Annotated in this window: 14 protein-coding genes; 6 read left to right on the plus strand and 8 right to left on the minus strand. The window is 62.9% G+C overall.

Annotation, left to right across the window (positions count from 1 at the left end):
* The first annotated feature begins 26 nt into the window (after window positions 1–26).
* Window positions 27–494 carry a hypothetical protein gene (locus AOT96_RS20790; RefSeq protein WP_228232568.1) on the plus strand — a complete coding sequence of 156 codons (468 nt, stop codon included), beginning with the start codon at window positions 27–29 and terminating at the stop codon, window positions 492–494.
* 50 nt (window positions 495–544) lie between these two features.
* Window positions 545–1,261, plus strand: coding sequence for a GAF and ANTAR domain-containing protein (locus AOT96_RS20795; protein WP_030535052.1), 717 nt, complete (start codon window positions 545–547; stop codon window positions 1,259–1,261).
* On the opposite strand, the gene AOT96_RS20800 is transcribed toward AOT96_RS20795, so the two are convergent.
* On the minus strand, window positions 1,230–2,177 hold the full coding sequence (locus AOT96_RS20800; RefSeq protein WP_058226453.1) for a LysR family transcriptional regulator: 948 nt from the start codon (window positions 2,175–2,177) through the stop codon (window positions 1,230–1,232). The genes AOT96_RS20795 and AOT96_RS20800 overlap by 32 nt on opposite strands.
* 153 nt (window positions 2,178–2,330) lie before the next feature.
* Here AOT96_RS20800 and AOT96_RS20805 point away from each other — a divergent pair, with 153 nt between their 5' ends.
* Both AOT96_RS20805 and AOT96_RS20810 read left to right on the plus strand, forming a co-directional pair.
* Entirely contained in the window at window positions 2,331–3,707 is a 1,377-nt protein-coding gene (locus AOT96_RS20805) for an MFS transporter (RefSeq protein ID WP_003940819.1), read from the plus strand.
* A complete protein-coding gene (locus AOT96_RS20810) occupies window positions 3,704–4,447 on the plus strand; it encodes a 3-hydroxybutyrate dehydrogenase (RefSeq protein ID WP_030535050.1) in 744 nt (247 codons plus the stop codon). The genes AOT96_RS20805 and AOT96_RS20810 overlap by 4 nt, the downstream gene beginning before the upstream one ends.
* A gap of 36 nt (window positions 4,448–4,483) precedes the next feature.
* Here AOT96_RS20810 and AOT96_RS20815 read toward each other — a convergent pair whose 3' ends face one another.
* The 5 genes from AOT96_RS20815 to AOT96_RS20835 form a co-directional block, all read right to left on the minus strand.
* Entirely contained in the window at window positions 4,484–5,368 is an 885-nt protein-coding gene (locus tag AOT96_RS20815) for an aldo/keto reductase (RefSeq protein WP_065352887.1), read from the minus strand.
* Between the two features lie 86 nt (window positions 5,369–5,454).
* Entirely contained in the window at window positions 5,455–6,378 is a 924-nt protein-coding gene (locus AOT96_RS20820) for a hypothetical protein (protein ID WP_156778957.1), read from the minus strand.
* Entirely contained in the window at window positions 6,368–7,018 is a 651-nt protein-coding gene (locus tag AOT96_RS20825; RefSeq protein WP_231917272.1) for a serine/threonine protein kinase, read from the minus strand. The genes AOT96_RS20820 and AOT96_RS20825 overlap by 11 nt, the downstream gene beginning before the upstream one ends.
* A 147-nt stretch (window positions 7,019–7,165) precedes the next feature.
* Window positions 7,166–7,702 (minus strand): hypothetical protein, encoded by a 537-nt coding sequence (locus AOT96_RS20830; RefSeq protein WP_003940745.1) that lies wholly within the window; start codon window positions 7,700–7,702, stop codon window positions 7,166–7,168.
* Window positions 7,703–7,719: 17 nt separating this feature from the next.
* On the minus strand, window positions 7,720–8,661 hold the full coding sequence (locus AOT96_RS20835; protein WP_042449607.1) for an oxygenase MpaB family protein: 942 nt from the start codon (window positions 8,659–8,661) through the stop codon (window positions 7,720–7,722).
* Window positions 8,662–8,748: 87 nt separating this feature from the next.
* On the opposite strand from AOT96_RS20835, the gene AOT96_RS20840 reads away from it, so the two are divergent.
* A complete protein-coding gene (locus tag AOT96_RS20840) occupies window positions 8,749–9,318 on the plus strand; it encodes a TetR/AcrR family transcriptional regulator (protein WP_007727263.1) in 570 nt (189 codons plus the stop codon).
* On the opposite strand, the gene AOT96_RS20845 is transcribed toward AOT96_RS20840, so the two are convergent.
* Together AOT96_RS20845 and AOT96_RS20850 are read right to left on the minus strand one after the other, a co-directional pair.
* Window positions 9,299–10,096, minus strand: a complete 798-nt coding sequence (locus AOT96_RS20845; RefSeq protein ID WP_064074959.1) for a DNA-formamidopyrimidine glycosylase family protein — start codon at window positions 10,094–10,096, stop codon at window positions 9,299–9,301. The two genes, AOT96_RS20840 and AOT96_RS20845, sit on opposite strands and share 20 nt — an antisense overlap.
* A gap of 63 nt (window positions 10,097–10,159) precedes the next feature.
* Window positions 10,160–14,707 (minus strand): ATP-dependent helicase, encoded by a 4,548-nt coding sequence (locus AOT96_RS20850; protein ID WP_042449813.1) that lies wholly within the window; start codon window positions 14,705–14,707, stop codon window positions 10,160–10,162.
* 106 nt (window positions 14,708–14,813) lie between these two features.
* On the opposite strand from AOT96_RS20850, the gene AOT96_RS20855 reads away from it, so the two are divergent.
* A complete protein-coding gene (locus tag AOT96_RS20855) occupies window positions 14,814–16,145 on the plus strand; it encodes an anaerobic C4-dicarboxylate transporter family protein (RefSeq protein ID WP_003940851.1) in 1,332 nt (443 codons plus the stop codon).
* Window positions 16,146–16,157 lie beyond the last annotated feature (12 nt).

The following is a 16,157-nucleotide window of genomic DNA, read 5'->3' on the forward strand; positions in this document are numbered from 1 at the left end:
ATCTGGTCACTCACCTGTGCGGAGCGATGGTAGGGCTGCAACTCTCGCGGTCACTCTCGGACTCGTACGGCGCTTGGGCTGACGGTGAGCTGGACTCGTTGCCGGGTGAGCTCGAGTACGAGATCGAGCAGCTGCTGCAACTGATCGAGGACACCCAGGGCATATCTCTGCCGCGGTACTCCAAGATCGACGCGACGGTCAATCGGATCAGGCGCCTCGTCCATGTCGACGCCATCTGGCGCAACCGTCTCGTGAAGCTGGCAACTCTCGAGATCATGCGGACCGCTCTGTGCGGCAAGAGTGCGATGTGGGAGGTCCTGAGAGACATTCCGGCCGGGGAGACGGAGGAGCAGTACCGCGAGCTCAACGACCTGGTGTCCAAGCAGATCACCACCGTGACGGCTCTGCATCACCGCGCGGCCACGGAAGCTTTTCAGGGGACGGACGGGCGGGAATCGGCGAGCGGCGGCGACCCCATCCGCTCGAGTAAGTAAGGTTTGTACCGTTCGGTGAAGAATTCGATGAACGGTAGACCCCGAGGTGTATGGAGATGGCTGAGCGCGACCAAGCACTGACAGAACCCACGGCAGTGTTCGCGGCGTTGGCGGAGATCCTCTACTCCGCAGCAGACAGCGCCGAGGTGTACTCCGCGATCTGTTCGGCGGCTGTCGAGTTGATTCCCGGTTGCGATCACGCAAGCCTGATGCTGCGACGGGGAAACACCAACGTCACGGTAGCGGCAAGCGACGAGATCGCCGAGTATGCAGACGATCTCGAACGTGCGACTGGCGAGGGGCCGTGCATCGACGCCCTCGACACGGAGGCGCCGCAGCTCGAGTCAGATCTTCGCACTCCGAATCAGTGGCCCGAGTTCGCTCGGAAAGTCGTGGCAGAGACACCCATTCGTGGCTCGATGGGGTTCCGACTGATGGTCGATCGTCAGAAGTTCGGTGCCCTCAACCTCTTCTCCGACACTCCGGGAGCATTCACGGAAACTGTTGCCGACCACGCGATCATGTTGGCATCGTTTGCATCCGTGGCCGTCACCGCGCTGAACCGAGGAGAGGATGCCGACTCGCTGCGGCGCGGCCTGGCGAGCAGTCGCGAAATCGGTCAGGCCGTCGGTCTGCTGATGGCTTTGCATCGGGTGTCCGACGACGAGGCCTTCGACATTCTGGTGCGAACCTCGCAGAACATGAACGTCAAGATCGCCGAGTTGGCGCGCAAGGTCATCGTCCAGCATCGTTCGACTCTGGACTGAGCGCTTCGTTCGCCCCGGGCGAGCCGAGGAGTTGAGATCGCTTGAGATCCACCGTCTCTCGAAGTGCCGTCACCACCGCTGCGACTTCCGGTCGGCGCAAGGATTCAGAACGAGCCACCAACCAGTACGAAAGTCTGACTTCGATGTGAGCCGGCAGCACGCGAATCAGATCGTCGTGCTGCTCGGCCATGAAGCAGGGGAGCAAGCCGATGCCGGCACCCGCGCGCGTTGCCTCGATGTGGACGAACACGTTGGTGGACGTGACGGCCTCGCGCATGGAAACCGTGAGCTTGCGAGCCAGATCGAGTTCGTCGACCTGCAGCATCGAGTCGATGAAATACACGAGCGAGTGTTCGGCCAGCTCTTCGGCACTTTCGGGAACAGCATTCTGACGTAGATACTCTCGGGAGGCGTACAAACCCAGCGCGTAGTCGGCCAGATGGACGGCCTCGGCGCGGTGAACTTGAGGTTTGCCGACAACAACCTCGATGTCGAGCCCCGAGCGTATCTGCGACGCCTTTCTGGTCGCGACGACTATCTCCACGCTCACGCGAGGATGGCGTCTGCGAACCGCTGCGCCGGCGGGGGCCGCGATGTATGCGCTGAAGCCGTCGGTGGCCGAGACCCGCACGACGCCGTCGAGTTGCTGCTGACCGGTGGAGTCGAGTGCCAGTTCGTTCACCGCGGCCTCGATGCGCTCGGCCGCGCTGAGGGCTTGTCTGCCCAGGTCGGTCAACTCCCAGCCGCCGGACGAGCGGACCAGTACACGGCCGCCGAGGCTCTTCTCGAGCGAGGCGATGCGGCGCGAAATGGTGGTGTGGTTGAGGCCCAGGTCGTCGGCGGCGGTGTTGAAGCGGCCGGTGCGACCGACCGCGAGAAGCACCAGTAGGTCGTCCGGGCTCAGTCCGAGTGTCATATCTGCATTTTTGCACCTGTATGGTGCGAGATTTGTCATTGTCGTGCCAAGAATCTGCACCGATACTCATCGAGTCACAAAAAATGTGCGAGCGGTCACATTCCTGATCGTGAAGAGCAGGCGAATCGCGAACTGAAGACGAGGGAGTCCACGATGAGCGTCGACAACATGCCGAAACCCGAGAGCCAAGCCCCACCATCGGGGCTGAAGAAGGTGGTCGGCGCCTCGATGGCGGGCACCGTGGTCGAGTGGTACGAGTTCTTTCTGTACGGCACGGCGGCCACGCTGGTCTTCAGCAAAGTCTTCTTTCCTGGCGGCGGCAACGAGCTGGATGCGATCATCGCGGCTTTCATCACCTACGCCGTCGGATTCGCCGCCCGGCCACTCGGCGGAATCGTCTTCGGATATTTCGGAGACAAGTTCGGCCGGAAGCAGTTGTTGCAGTTCAGTTTGCTGCTGGTCGGTGCCGCGACCTTCCTGATGGGCTGCCTACCGACCTACGGTCAGATCGGCTACTGGGCGCCGGCACTGCTGGTCACGCTGCGCTTCATCCAAGGATTTGCTGTCGGCGGCGAATGGGGTGGGGCGGTACTCCTTGTCGCCGAGCACAGCCCGAATCGATCTCGCGGGTTCTGGTCGTCCTGGCCTCAGGCCGGCGTGCCGATGGGCAACCTGGTGGCCACTGTCGTGCTGTTGATCCTGACGTCGACGCTCTCGGACGAATCCTTCATGAGTTGGGGCTGGCGCGTTGCCTTCTGGCTCTCCGCGGTGATCGTTCTGGTCGGGTACTACGTTCGGACCAAGGTCACCGACGCTCCCATTTTCATTGCGGCGCAGAAGGAAGCAGAACTGGTCAAGGCAACCTCGTACAGCGTTTTCGAGGTGGTCAAGCGTTACCCGCGCGGAGTGTTGACCGCGATGGGCCTGCGTTTCGCCGAAAACGTCATGTACTACCTCGTGGTGACCTTCTCGATCACCTACCTCAAGGTCGTCGTTCATGCGGACACGGCGCACATCCTCTGGTGGATGCTGATGGCACATGCCGTGCACTTCGCAGTGATTCCGTTGGTGGGCAAACTGTCCGACACGATCGGTCGACGCCCGGTGTACATGATCGGCGCCGTCACCGCCGGAACATGGGGATTCTTCGCCTTTCCGATGATGAACAGCGGGCACAATGCAGTCATCTTGTCGGCAATCATCATCGGGCTTGTGTTCCACGCGTTCATGTACGCCGGCCAACCCGCGATCATGGCCGAGATGTTCCCGACCCGGATGCGCTATTCCGGTGTCTCCCTGGGATATCAGGTCACGTCGATCGTGGCAGGTTCACTGGCTCCGATCATCGCGACCGGACTGCTGAGCAAGTTCGACTCCTCGGTCCCCATCGCGATCTATCTCCTGTTGGCATCCCTGGTCACCATCGTCGCAGTCGTTTTCGCGCGGGAGACCAAGGGAATCTCGCTCGAGTCCGTCGATGCCGCCGACGCACGAGTGCTCGCCGACGAGCGGGCCGGTGTTTCCGCATGACGCTCTCCGGCAAAACGGCACTGGTCACCGGTGGTGCCAGCGGTATCGGCGAGGCGTGTGCTCGACTCCTTGCCGCCCGCGGCGCCCACGTCACCGTCGCTGATCTCGACGACGTCGCCGCGAAGGCGCTGGCCGACGAGATCGACGGCACTGCGTGGGCCGTCGATCTCCTCGACACCGACCAACTCGTGGATCTGGCACTCGAGACGGACGTACTTGTCAACAACGCCGGCATTCAACGGGTCAGTCCCATCGAGGATTTCGACGTCGAGGACTTCCGGAAGATTCAACGCCTCATGGTCGAAGCGCCGTTCCTCCTGGTCAGAGCGGCCCTGCCGTACATGTACCGCAAAGGATTCGGGCGCATCGTCAACATTTCCTCGGTCCACGGGCTCCGCGCTTCGGCATTCAAGAGTGCGTACGTCACGGCAAAGCACGGACTCGAAGGGCTGTCGAAAGTTGTTGCGCTCGAAGGTGCCCCACACGGTGTCACCAGCAACTGTGTCAATCCGGGCTACGTCCTGACACCACTCGTGCGATCCCAGATCTCCGACCAGGCAAAGGTTCACGGAATCAGTGAATCCGAGGTTGTCGAGAAGGTGATGCTCACCGAGAGCGCGATCAAACGGATGGTCGAGCCCGCAGAAGTGGCATCGCTGGTGGGGTGGCTGGCATCGCCCGAGGCGTCGATGGTGACGGGGGCTTCGTACACCATCGACGGCGGGTGGAGCGCCAGCTAGATCACTGGGGCTGCTGTGTTGTTCAAGCTGCCGGGTTCAGGCTTCGGGAATCTCGATTCCGAACTTCTCGCGGGTGATGACCTCGGGTTCGGGACCGCCGCGAACTCCGGTGTCGAGTGCGTCGATTGCGGAGAGTTCTTCGGCGGTGAGTTCGAAGTCGAACACGTCGAAGTTCTCCGCGATCCGCGAGGGAGTCACCGACTTGGGGATCACCTGGCGGCCCTGCTGGAGGTGCCAACGCAGCATCACCTGTGCAGGCGACTTGCCGTGAGCGGTCGCGATGGCGCCGATGGTGGCGTCCTCGAGGGTCGAGCCGTGGGAGCCGTCGCGGTAGAACGTGATTCCGCCGATCGGTGACCATGCCTGAGACAGAATCCCGCGATCGGCGTCGGCCTCGAGCAAAGTCGACTGCCTGAAGTACGGATGAACCTCGATCTGGTTGACCGCCGGCACCACGGACGTTGCGTCCAGGAGTCGGGTGAGGTGATCCGGCATGAAGTTACTGACTCCGATGGCGCGGACCTTGCCGTCGTCCAGAAGCGTTTCCAACGCCCTGTACGCGTCGATCGTGCGCTCGAACTCGCTCGGCAACGCCTGGTGGAGGATCAGGAGGTCGAGTTGTTCGACACCGAGTTTGCCTGCGCTCTTGTCGAAGGCATGCAGAGTCTCGTCGTATCCGTAGTCGGTGATCCAGACCTTCGTCTCGACGAAGATGTCCGCGCGGTCGAGTCCGGATCGCCGGATCGCCTCACCGACTCCCTTCTCGTTGCCGTAGGCCGCGGCAGTGTCGATATGGCGATAACCCGTCGACAGCGCGGACTCGACGGCGGCGAGTGTTTCGTCCGGCGGCGTCTGGTACACCCCGAAGCCAAGCGCGGGGATGTCGACGCCGTTGTTCAGTTTCAGACTCGGGATGCTCATGTCGTCCACGGTAGCGGCGGCCGGGGGTTCGGCGGGAGTGACTGCTCAGCCGGGTAACGGCAGTACCTCCCTCGACCGGCAGTACTTCAGCTCGGGTGGCAGGTGCCGCCGATGGGTAAAGCCTGCGCTCGTTCGCCTACCCAGCGGCCGATGTCGCTGAGCATCGCAGTACCGTCGGCGAAAGTGCCCGAGTCCGGCTTGGCTGCGATGGCGACAGCGAGTTGTCCGGTGCCGCTGCTGATGATCCCGAATTGGCGGACCAGATAGCCGCCGTCGTCGTCCGGCCCCCACCCACCTTTGAATCGAGCGGCTGGGATCACTCCCAGGCCCCACTGTTGGTCGGGGCTGATGCTGCCCATGAGCCCGAAGACTTCGGTGGCGTCGCTCCGGCATGGCAGGGTGGCGGCGAATTGCGCTTGGACGGCAAGTGGCCATTGTGTTTGACCGAACGAGCTGAATTCTGGTCGTAGCGTGCGTGATTCCACGGTGGTGGACATATCGCCGGAGGCCACGAGGACTGACTCGACCTTCGCTGCGGCAGTGGTCGGATCGCCGAGGCCTCGCCACAGTTCTTCGGCTGATTCGTTGTCGGAGGTGGTGATCGCCTGCTTGACCGTTGTGAGTTCTGTGTTGTCGGGTTCGTGGAGGGCTGCGATGGACAGTGGGACTTTGATGGTGGACCAGGCGACTCCGTTCTGCCACTCGCCGGCAACGAGTGACTGACCTCCGCCGACGGGCACGAGTGCGATACCCACGGCGCCGCCGAGGGTGTTGCCCAGGGCCTCGAATCCGGCGAGCGGGCCGACACCGTTGCCCGGGGCGGCAGGAGTCTCTGTCGGCTCCGGTGGAACGACGACGATCTCGGTGATCGTCTCGACCTTCTCCGACGACTCGTCTCGCGTCGGAATCGTGCAGCCCGCGAGGGCTGCTGCAGAAGCAGTGGCGAGTGCAACCGCCAGGAGTCGTCGGCGCGTCCCGCTACGAGCCTCGACGCACTGCTCAATAGACATAGACCACCGCGTTGTTTCCGCCGGTACACGTGACGACTTTGTTGCCGGCGCAGTTCATCGAGTACCGAGTTCCCGTGACCGGACTGACCGCGCTGATGGAGACCGGGCCGCCGCGTCGACCCTGGCTCACGTACTGGTAGCGCACTTCTTCGGCGAACTCACAGGACGTCACGCTGGTGCCGACGGCGGACGTCGTGAATTCGTTGTTCGAGAACACCGATCCACAACGCGCTGCGCTGGCAGGGACCGACTCGTTGGGCGCGGGTGTGACGACGCCGTTCTGCGGCGCGGCCGCAGGTGAGGTGATCACCACGGTTTCCGTGCGTGCGGTGTTCTCGTCGGAATTGTTGTTCAAGACGAGAGGGAGAACCCATACGTAGACCACGACGGCGACGAGTGCGACTGTGACAACTCCCAGTAGGACCCACAGCCATGCATACGATTTCGGCGGGCGGGGAGGCATCGGCGAATATCCAGTGCCTTGACCGTATGGGGGCCGGGGCGGGGTGTAAGCAGGCTGATGTCCCGAGTACGGAGCCTGACCGGGTGTGATGCCCGGCGGCGGAGGAGGGGGCGGAGGGAGAGGTGTCGTGTGGTTGGGGTCGTTGTTCCAGGGATACGGCGACTGTGGTGTTGTCATTGCGGGCTGCTCCTCTGCCTACTTGATAGAAGTGGGCCGAGTTAGTCGTCGATCACCGCACATCGAAATTACCGATTGTTAGGTTTCTGCGAATTGCCCGTCTTAGTTATATACGACCGGTCTGACTTCTTTTGCACTTGTGGCTCGTCAATGAGTGAGCACTATCTTCAAGCCGACTATGAGGGTGGCGACGGCAGCGAGGCCGAAGGCTGCCAGATGTGTGTTCGTACTGACTTTCTCGCCGTGCAGTCGGCTGATCACGTAACTGGTGGAACCGATCCGCAGGATCAAGACGATTTCCGCGATCAACTGCGCCGTCCGTGGCTCCAGGAAGTTGAACCACGCCGTCGCGAGAATGACGACAGGAACAACCGCAGAGGTGAGGATCGGGACGGAATCGCGAAGAGAGTCGATTCTCTCCGCGGTCGTCAGTCGGCGATCGTTGCGAATGCTCTCGCCGACTCCCTCGGCAAATGTGTGGGCGATGTATGTCGACAATGCCGTGCCGACCACAATCGCGGCGCCGAGCGATTCCTGAGATTTCGTCACCGGTATGAGTGCGGCGAGGACAAGAATGTTGCCGTAGATGTACGCGGTGGTCCTCGCCGCCACACGTTCTTGTCCCAGCGGCGCACCGTGAGACGTGATCGGACGGTTCAGCAGGGTTCGCAGGTCCCACTCCATGTTCAGAGCATGGCAGATCAGACCCTGGGGCTGTAGTGCATCGGGTTATCTCGCTGCTCGAGCGGGGGCAGGTTGCGCGCCGGTGTGTGGACCAGTGGTGCATCGGCGGGGATTCGGCCGTCAGCTCGATCCCATCCCGCGCGAGCACGTGGCTGATACCGGTATCGCCACGGCACCAGACGGAAGACGGCGTTGACGGTGCGGCCGACAGCGTTGTGAATTTTCTGATCGCGACTGGTCCACGAGTAGCCGAGTAGGTCTCGAACCGGTTGGTCGTACATTCCGACCGTCAGCCACACGAATCCGCGGGCGAGGGGGATTCGGGCGAGCCGCCACAACGGATCGGGTAGCCACGTCATGTACGGGGGCTTGCCGAGTCCCGACAGGTCGAGGACGTCGCGGGTCGCCTTGTTGTCTTCGAGTACGTTGCGGCACATGTGGTCCCAGTACTCCTGAAATGCTTCCCAGGTCTCGGGAACAGGGCGCATGCTCATCCCGTACAGGCGGTACCACTGAATGTGCTCGGTGAAGAGCTGACGTTTCTGGGCCTCGGTCAAGCCACCGGAGAAGTTCTCGGCAGTGACGATGGTGCCCATGAAGAATGTTGCGTGCGCCCAGTAGAAAGTGTCGGGATCAAGTGCGTGATACCGACGCCCCAACTTGTCGACGCCCTTGATTCGTGTGTGATAGCCGCGGACTTCTTCGGCTGTCTGCTGCGCGCGATCGCCGTCGAAGACCACGCCTGCAATGGGATACAGCGAGCGGTACAGCCGTTCCCACCGCTCGTCGAAGAATTGCGAATGCTCCTCGACTCCGGCGCCGAGGCCGGGGTGCATGTTCTGCATCGAACCGGCCCAGACGCCTTGCAGCATCCCGCGCCAGTCGCCGAAATACTTCCACGTCAGGGAATCCGGACCGAGGGGAACCGGGGTGCTGCTGTCGTCAAGTTGACTACGCATGTTGTCAGATTAGGATCGACAACAGCGGTAGTCAAGGATCGAATACCGGGTGCATTGAAGATCAAGTGTCGGCGAAGTGGGGAAGTTGTGAGCATCGAAGAACGCAGGGCCACTCGAAAGGCGACGTTGTTCGACGTCGGAGTGACACTGCTCGGTGCGGTCGACGGTCCGGCCGTCAACGTGCGTGCGGTCTGCAAGGCTGCCGGTCTGACCGAGCGGTACTTCTACGAAAGCTTCACCGATCGCGATCAGTACGTTGTCGCGGTCCACACGTTTGTCGCCGAGCGCGCGCAGTCGGCGCTTGCGTCGGCAGTGGAGTCGGAGACGACATCCGAGGCCGTCGCCACCGCTGCGGTCGACGCTTTCGTCAAGCTGATGGTCGACGATCCGGCGATGGGGAGAGTGCTCCTGATCGCCCCGCTCTCGGAACCCGTCCTGAGCGGCCGCGGTATCGAATCGATGCCGGCGTTCGTCGACCTGGTGTACGACCAGTTGTCCGAGATCGCTGATCCCGTGGACAAGCAACTGGTGGCAGTCGGACTGGTCGGGGCGTTGTTCACACTGTTCATCGGTTATCTGGACGGCACGATCGTCGTGGACCGTGATCGATTTGTCCGCCACTGCGTCAGGCTGCTGATCAACGCCAATCAGGCGTGAAGGGCTGGCAGGCCGGGCAGAAGAAGATATTTCGCTCGGTGAGCTGATCCGGTCCGAGGGTGTCTTCTCTGATGCGAGTTCCGCAACGGCGGCATGGTTTTCCGCGTCTGCCGTACACCCATGTCTGCCTACCGGGGCGGGTGTCGCCGGTGGTGACCCGGATGCGACGTGACTTGTTGACGTTGATGGTGCGAAAAGACAGATCCACTATCGCGTCGAGATTCCCCGCGAGATGTGTCGGCGTTTTCGGGTGAATACCTCGTAGGAAGCAGATCTCGTTTCGGTACACGTTGCCCAGTCCGGCCATCACCCGCTGATCCAGGAGCGCGATTCCGATCGGTACGGAGTCGGCGGCCCGTAGATTTCGGGCGGCCACGGAACTGTCCCAATCGGTCCCGAGCAGATCCGGTCCGAGATGTCCGACGGCCTCCTGTTCCTGCCCGAGTTCGAGGATCTCGGTGATTCCCAGTGAAAAGCCAACTGCTACAGAGTCTTCGGTGGCCAAGATGATGCGCGCTTGATGGGCGGGTCGGCGCCAGCGCTCGCCGGGGCGATAAATCTGCCACTGACCTTCCATCTTCAGATGCGTGTGAATGGACGCTTCGCCCACTCGGATCAGGAGATGTTTTCCGCGGCTGGCGACGGAATCCACGCGGTGGCCCGAGAGATCAACCGTGGCGTAACGAGGAACGCGGACGTCGCAGGTGGTGAGTACCTTCTCGGCCAGGGCAGCGCGCAGTTCATTGGCGGCCCGCCACACGGTATCGCCCTCAGGCATGGTCGCCGCACCCACACTTCAGGATCTCAACTTCCACGATCTCAATCATCATGACCCCAATCCTCATGACCGCAACCGGAATCCGCGAGGGGTGGCCGCGAAGCCGGCTTCGACCAGGACCGGAGCAAAATCGTTGCCGTGGATGGTCTCTCCGTCGACCTTCTCCACTACCAACTTGTCGATGGCGCGAGAAGTCACCTTCTGAGCAAGTGACAGTGCTGCCAGGCGCAACGTTCCGCCGTCGTCGGTGAATGTCAGGATCGTGCGACCGCCGCGCTCGACGAACAGAACCAACTCACCCTCCACCAGAACTACCAGTGCGCCGGCTTTTCGTCCGGGTCGGTGTCCTGGTGACTCTTCGCCCCCCGACGCCGGCCACGGCAGCGCCGCGCCGTACGGGTTTGCCGGGTCGCACGCCGCGAGAGTGACTGCAGCCGAGGAGGTGTGGCGCCCCTCGATGGAATCACCGAACGTCCGCAAGCGGTCCACCACGGGAGGCGTGGAGAATTGAGCGCCGCCCAGGGTGTCCACGAAGTATCCGCGTCGAGCGCGCCCGTTGTCCTCGAACGTGCTCAGTACCTTGTAGATCAACGCGAAACCGCCCGGCACGTTCTCGCTCATCACCGAACCGCGGGTGACGACGCCGTATCGTTCGAGCAGCAGATCAGCCGTGGCGTGCGCCCGGATAGTGGGGTCAGGTTCGATACCTGGCAGCTGGAACCACCGACCGGAGGCAGTTGCCGGTCCCGTGCGCGCGGGCGTGGAAGCGCGGGCCATTCCGCGGTACGGACGGGCCCGCGGAACACGGCGAGGTGATCGGTGACTGGTTGTTGTTCTGGTGGTGTCGGAGAGAAGTGCGCGCAGCGGTGCAACGGTGTCGTTACCGATGTGTCCGAGCCACACCAACTCCCACAGCGCCGTCGTCACCGCACTGTCGACCGTGTCCGCAGCCGACTCCGTAGTTCGCAACGCGTCGACCAACTGGCGGAAGAAGTAGGCACCGCCGCCGGACAGCAGGTCGAGGATGCGCTTCTGCAGTTCCGAGACGTCGGTGTCGGCGGGTGAATTGAGCGTGATCGGTGCCAGGTCGGCGGGGTGCAGCACTACCCACCCGTCCTTGCCCGAGATAGCTCCCGATCCGGACCACAGGACTTCACCCGTCGACGTGAGTTCGTCCAACATCGCGGGAGAGTAGTCGGCAACTCGGCTCGGCAGGATCAACGATTCGAGAGCGGACGCCGGAATCGGAACGCCGGCAAGTTGATCGACCACCGTTGCAACACCGTCGATTCCTCGCAGCGTGCCGCCCACGTGCTGCCAACTGGGAAGGAATCGCCCGAGGGTCGCGGTGCTGACCGGCTCGACCTCCTGCCGTGCCGCGGCGAGCGAGCGACGCCGCAAGCGACGCAGGACCTCGGCGTCGCACCATTCGCTCCCGGTTGCAGACGGGCGGAATTCACCTTCCAGGACCCGCTTTTCGAGCGCGAGCCGACCGAGAACGTCACGCGCGACTGATACTCCGAGACCGAAGCGTGCAGCCGCGTCGGCGAGAGTGAAGGGACCGTGGGTGCGGGCGTACCGGCTCAGGAGGTCGTCGAGTGGTTGATCGACCGGCTCGATGAACGCGGCCGGAACGCCGATGGGTAGGGGAACGCCGAGTCCATCGCGAAGCCGCGCTGCATCTTCGACGACGGTCCACCAGCTCTCGCCCGCATACGAGACGTGGAGGGCGCGTTTGTCCGTAACCAACTTCTCGAGCCATGAGACCGGGTCCTCGAGACAGCGTTCGGTGACTTCTTCGGTGGTCAGCGGGCCGAGCATGCGGAGGAGGTCGGCAACACCCTCGAGGTCCTTGGCCTTTCGGTCAGGGACGAGCCGTTGCAGTTCACGTTCGGCCTGCTCGATCACTCCGGCGTCGAGGAGCTCGCGCAGTTCGACGCGGCCGAGGAGTTCGGCCAACAGCGTGGAGTCCAAGGACAAAGCGGCGGCGCGTCGCTCGGCGAGGGGGCTGTCGCCCTCGTACATGAACGCACCCACGTAGTTGAACAGGAGCGCACTGGCGAACGGAGACGGAGAGGCCGTCTCCACCTCGACGATTCGAATCTGCCTTTTCTCGATCTTGCCGAACAATTCCTTCAGTGCAGGCAGGTCGTAAACGTCCTGCAAGCACTCGCGTACGGTCTCGAGCAGGATCGGGAAGGTCGGGAACTTGCGGGCGACGTCCAGCAGTTGCGCCGACCGCTGACGCTGCTGCCACAGTGGTGCACGTTTTCCGGGATTGCGGCGGGGGAGAAGCAGTGCGCGGGCGGCACATTCGCGGAATCGGGAAGCGAAGAGCGCGGAGCCGCCCACCTCTTGGGTGACCAGATCTTCGATGTCCTCGACGTCGAAGGTGAACAGTTCGGCGCCGGGAGGTTCGTTCTCGGTGTCGGGGAGACGGATGATGATGCCGTCGTCGGAGGCCGTCGGACTGGAATCGACGCCGTATCGTTCCTGCAGGCGCGCCCCGATGGCGAGGGCCCACGGTGCGTGAACCCGTTGGCCGTACGGGGAATGCAGCACCAGACGCCAGTCACCGAGTTCGTCGCGGAAGCGTTCGACCACCAGGGTTCGATCCGACGGCACCTGCCCGGTGGCATTCTTCTGCTCACCGACGAGTTGGATCAGGTTGGTAGTCGCGTTGTGATCGAGCCCGCCCACGCGGCAACGCTCGACGACGTCGGCTTCGTTGCCGAGAGCCGTTTCGCGGACGAACTGCCCCAACGCCTGTCCGAGTTCGGCGGGGCGACCGAGTCCGTCGCCGTGCCAGAAGGGCAAACGACCCGGCATGCCGTAGGCGGGGCTGACCAGAACCCGATCGAAGGTGATCTCCTCGATCCGCCAACTGGTGGCGCCGAGCGCGAAGACGTCGCCGACCCGGGATTCGTAGACCATTTCCTCGTCGAGTTCGCCGACGCGGGACGCTTTCTCGCCAACCATGTAGACGGTGAAGAGGCCGCGGTCGGGGATTGCGCCGCCGGAAGTGACGGCCAAACGCTGCGAACCCGGGCGGCCCGTGAGCGTGTTGGACTCACGATCCCAGACAAGGCGAGGACGTAATTCGGCGAACTCGTCCGAGGGGTACCGCCCCGCCAGCAAGTCCAGAGTCGATTCGTACGCCGAACGGGGAAGCGTTGCAAAGGAACCGCTTCGGCGCACGGTCTCGAACCAGTCGTCGACGTCGATCGGTTCGAGAGCGGTGGCCGCAACAGTTTGCTGAGCGAGGATGTCGAGGGGATTGGCCGGAACGGCCATCGCTTCGATCTTGCCTTCGACCATGCGCTCGACCGTCACCGCGCAATGAATCAGGTCGGTGCGATGCTTGGGGAAGACGACGCCTCGCGATATCTCACCGACCTGGTGGCCGGCGCGGCCGACACGTTGCAGGCCGCTGGCAACCGAAGGCGGTGCCTCCACCTGGATGACCAAGTCGACGGCGCCCATGTCGATTCCGAGTTCGAGACTGCTGGTGGCGACGACGCATCGCAATCGACCCGATTTGAGGTCGTCTTCGATGAGGGCTCGCTGGTCTTTGCTGACCGATCCGTGGTGGGCGCGAGCAAGGAGGGGTTCTGCGCCGTAGTTGACCTCGGTGGGAGCCCCGATCTGCGCGGGCGGGCGAGATGTTTTCTCGACGGCCAGACCGATGCGTTCTGCATGAATCTCGTTGAGCCTGGCTGTCAATCGTTCGGCGAGGCGGCGAGAGTTGGCGAACACGATGGACGATCGGTGGTCGAGAACGAGGTCGACGATCTGTTCCTCGACGTGGGGCCAGATCGAACCGGCTTGCGGGGTGGGAGATTCGGAACCGTCGTCCGGCGTCGCGATCCCCAGTTCGGTCATGTCCTCGACGGGAACACGGACCGTGAGGTCGAAGGTCTTGGCGGCAGGCGGTGCCACGATCCGGATGGGTGCCGAACCGGCGAGGAACCGCCCGATCTCCTCGTGCGGACGGACAGTGGCCGACAATCCGATGCGTTGCGCCGGACGCTCGAGCAAGCCGTCCAGGCGTTCCAGTGAGAGCGCGAGGTGAGAGCCGCGCTTGGTGCCCGCCACCGCGTGAACCTCGTCGACGATCACGGTGTCGACACCGACCAGTGTTTCCCGGGCAGCGGAGGTGAGCATCAGGAACAACGACTCAGGCGTGGTGATCAGGATGTCCGGGGGTCGTTTGATCAACGAGCGCCGATCGGCCTGGGACGTATCACCGGAACGGACACCGACGGTGATCTCGGGCGGAGTGAGGCCTAGACGCTTCGCCGTCTGCGTGATGCCGACCAGCGGCGCGCGAAGGTTCCGCTCGACGTCCACACCCAGCGCTTTGAGCGGCGAAATGTAGAGGACTTTGGTGGCGCGTTCGCCTTCGTCCTTGGCGGCGAGTTGATCGAGGGCCCACAGGAACGCCGACAATGTCTTGCCGGAGCCGGTGGGTGCGACGACAAGTGTGTGAGAGCCACTCGCGATGGATTCCCAGGCGCCGAGCTGCGCAGCAGTCGGAGCGCTGAAAGCGCCGCCGAACCACTCGCGTGTGGCGGGCGAGAACCTACCGAGGACGTTGGTCACGACCACCATATTGCCCCTTCCCACCGACAGCGTGTTCGTGCCTGCAGCCGAAGCGCAGAGCATACTATTTGCCCTGTTATAGCGATTCTCTTGTTATCGAGAAGGCGAGTGCCTGATGGAAGCAGTCAAGATTGTCCTCGAGCTGGCGGTAGTGCTCGGGGCGATTGTCATGGGTACCAGATCGAGCGGTGTCGCTCTCGGTCTGTGGGGCGGCGCAGGTGTTGCCGTCCTCGTGTTCGTCTTCGGAGAGGACGTCGGCAGTCCGCCGGTCGACGCTCTCCTCATCGTCCTGTCCGTCGTCCTCGCGTCGTCGATGATGCAGGCGGCCGGTGGTATCGATTGGATGGTCACCATCGCGGCCAAGTTGATCGAATCTCGCCCGAAACAGATCACGCTGATCGCGCCGTTGGTGTCATTCCTGTTCTCGGTCGGTGCCGGCACGTCCAACATCCTCTACCCGCTGCTCCCCGTCATCTACGACGTCTCGTACAAGAACGGTGTGCGGCCGTCACGACCGCTGTCGCTGTCAGTTGTCTCGACCGGTGTGGCGCTGGCGTGTAGTCCGGTGTCCGCGGCAATGGCGGCAATGGTCACGCTGACCGACGTGCCGCCCTACGATTTCGAACTCATCGACATCATCAAGATCACCTTCCCGGCTGCTGTTGTCGGCATCGTCCTTTCCTCAATCGCGGTCAACCGACTCGGCAAAGATCTCGACGACGACCCGGAGATACAGGCGAAGATGAAGTCGGGCGAATTGGCCGGACCTGGTGCAGCTTCCAAGACCGAACTCGTCTCGACGAAGACCGGACGAAACGCGGCACTGATCTTCCTGGCCGGCGTCCTGGCTATCGTGATCTTCGGCCTGTTCAAGGGGATTCGTCCCGAAGCTGCCGACGGTACTCCGATGGGGATGACACCGATCATCGAAATGCTGATGTTCGTCGTGGGTACGTTGATCCTGCTGGTGTGCCGCCCGAATGTCGCCGACGTGCCGTCGTCGACGGTGTTCCGTGCCGGTATGGTCTCGGCCATCGCGCTGTTCGGTCTGGCATGGCTGACGGACACGTTCATCAGCGCCCATTCCGAGCTGATCACGAGCACCGTCGGCGACTGGGTCAACGCCGCGCCGTGGATCTTCGCGCTCGGTGTCTTCCTGGTCTGTGTACTGACGACCAGTCAGTCGACCGCTACGAGGACCATCGTGCCGATCGGTCTCGCTGCCGGGATTGCACCCGGTCTGGTGAGCGGAATGTGGGCCGGAGCGTTTGCCGGCGTCTATCTGTTGCCGACAAACGGTTCGCAGATCGCGGCTGCGAACTTCGACCTCTCGGGCAGCACGAAGCTCGGTTCCAAGCTCGTCGACCACTCGTTCTTCCTGCCGACCATCATCTTGGCCGTCACGACGATTGCGGCCGGCGCGTTGTTCGGAGTGGTGCTCGGTTGAGTATTGCGGCTG

Origin of the sequence: Rhodococcus sp. 008, assembly GCF_001682295.1 — a bacterium.
In the GTDB taxonomy this organism is placed as follows: Bacteria; Actinomycetota; Actinomycetes; order Mycobacteriales; family Mycobacteriaceae; genus Rhodococcus_F; species Rhodococcus_F qingshengii.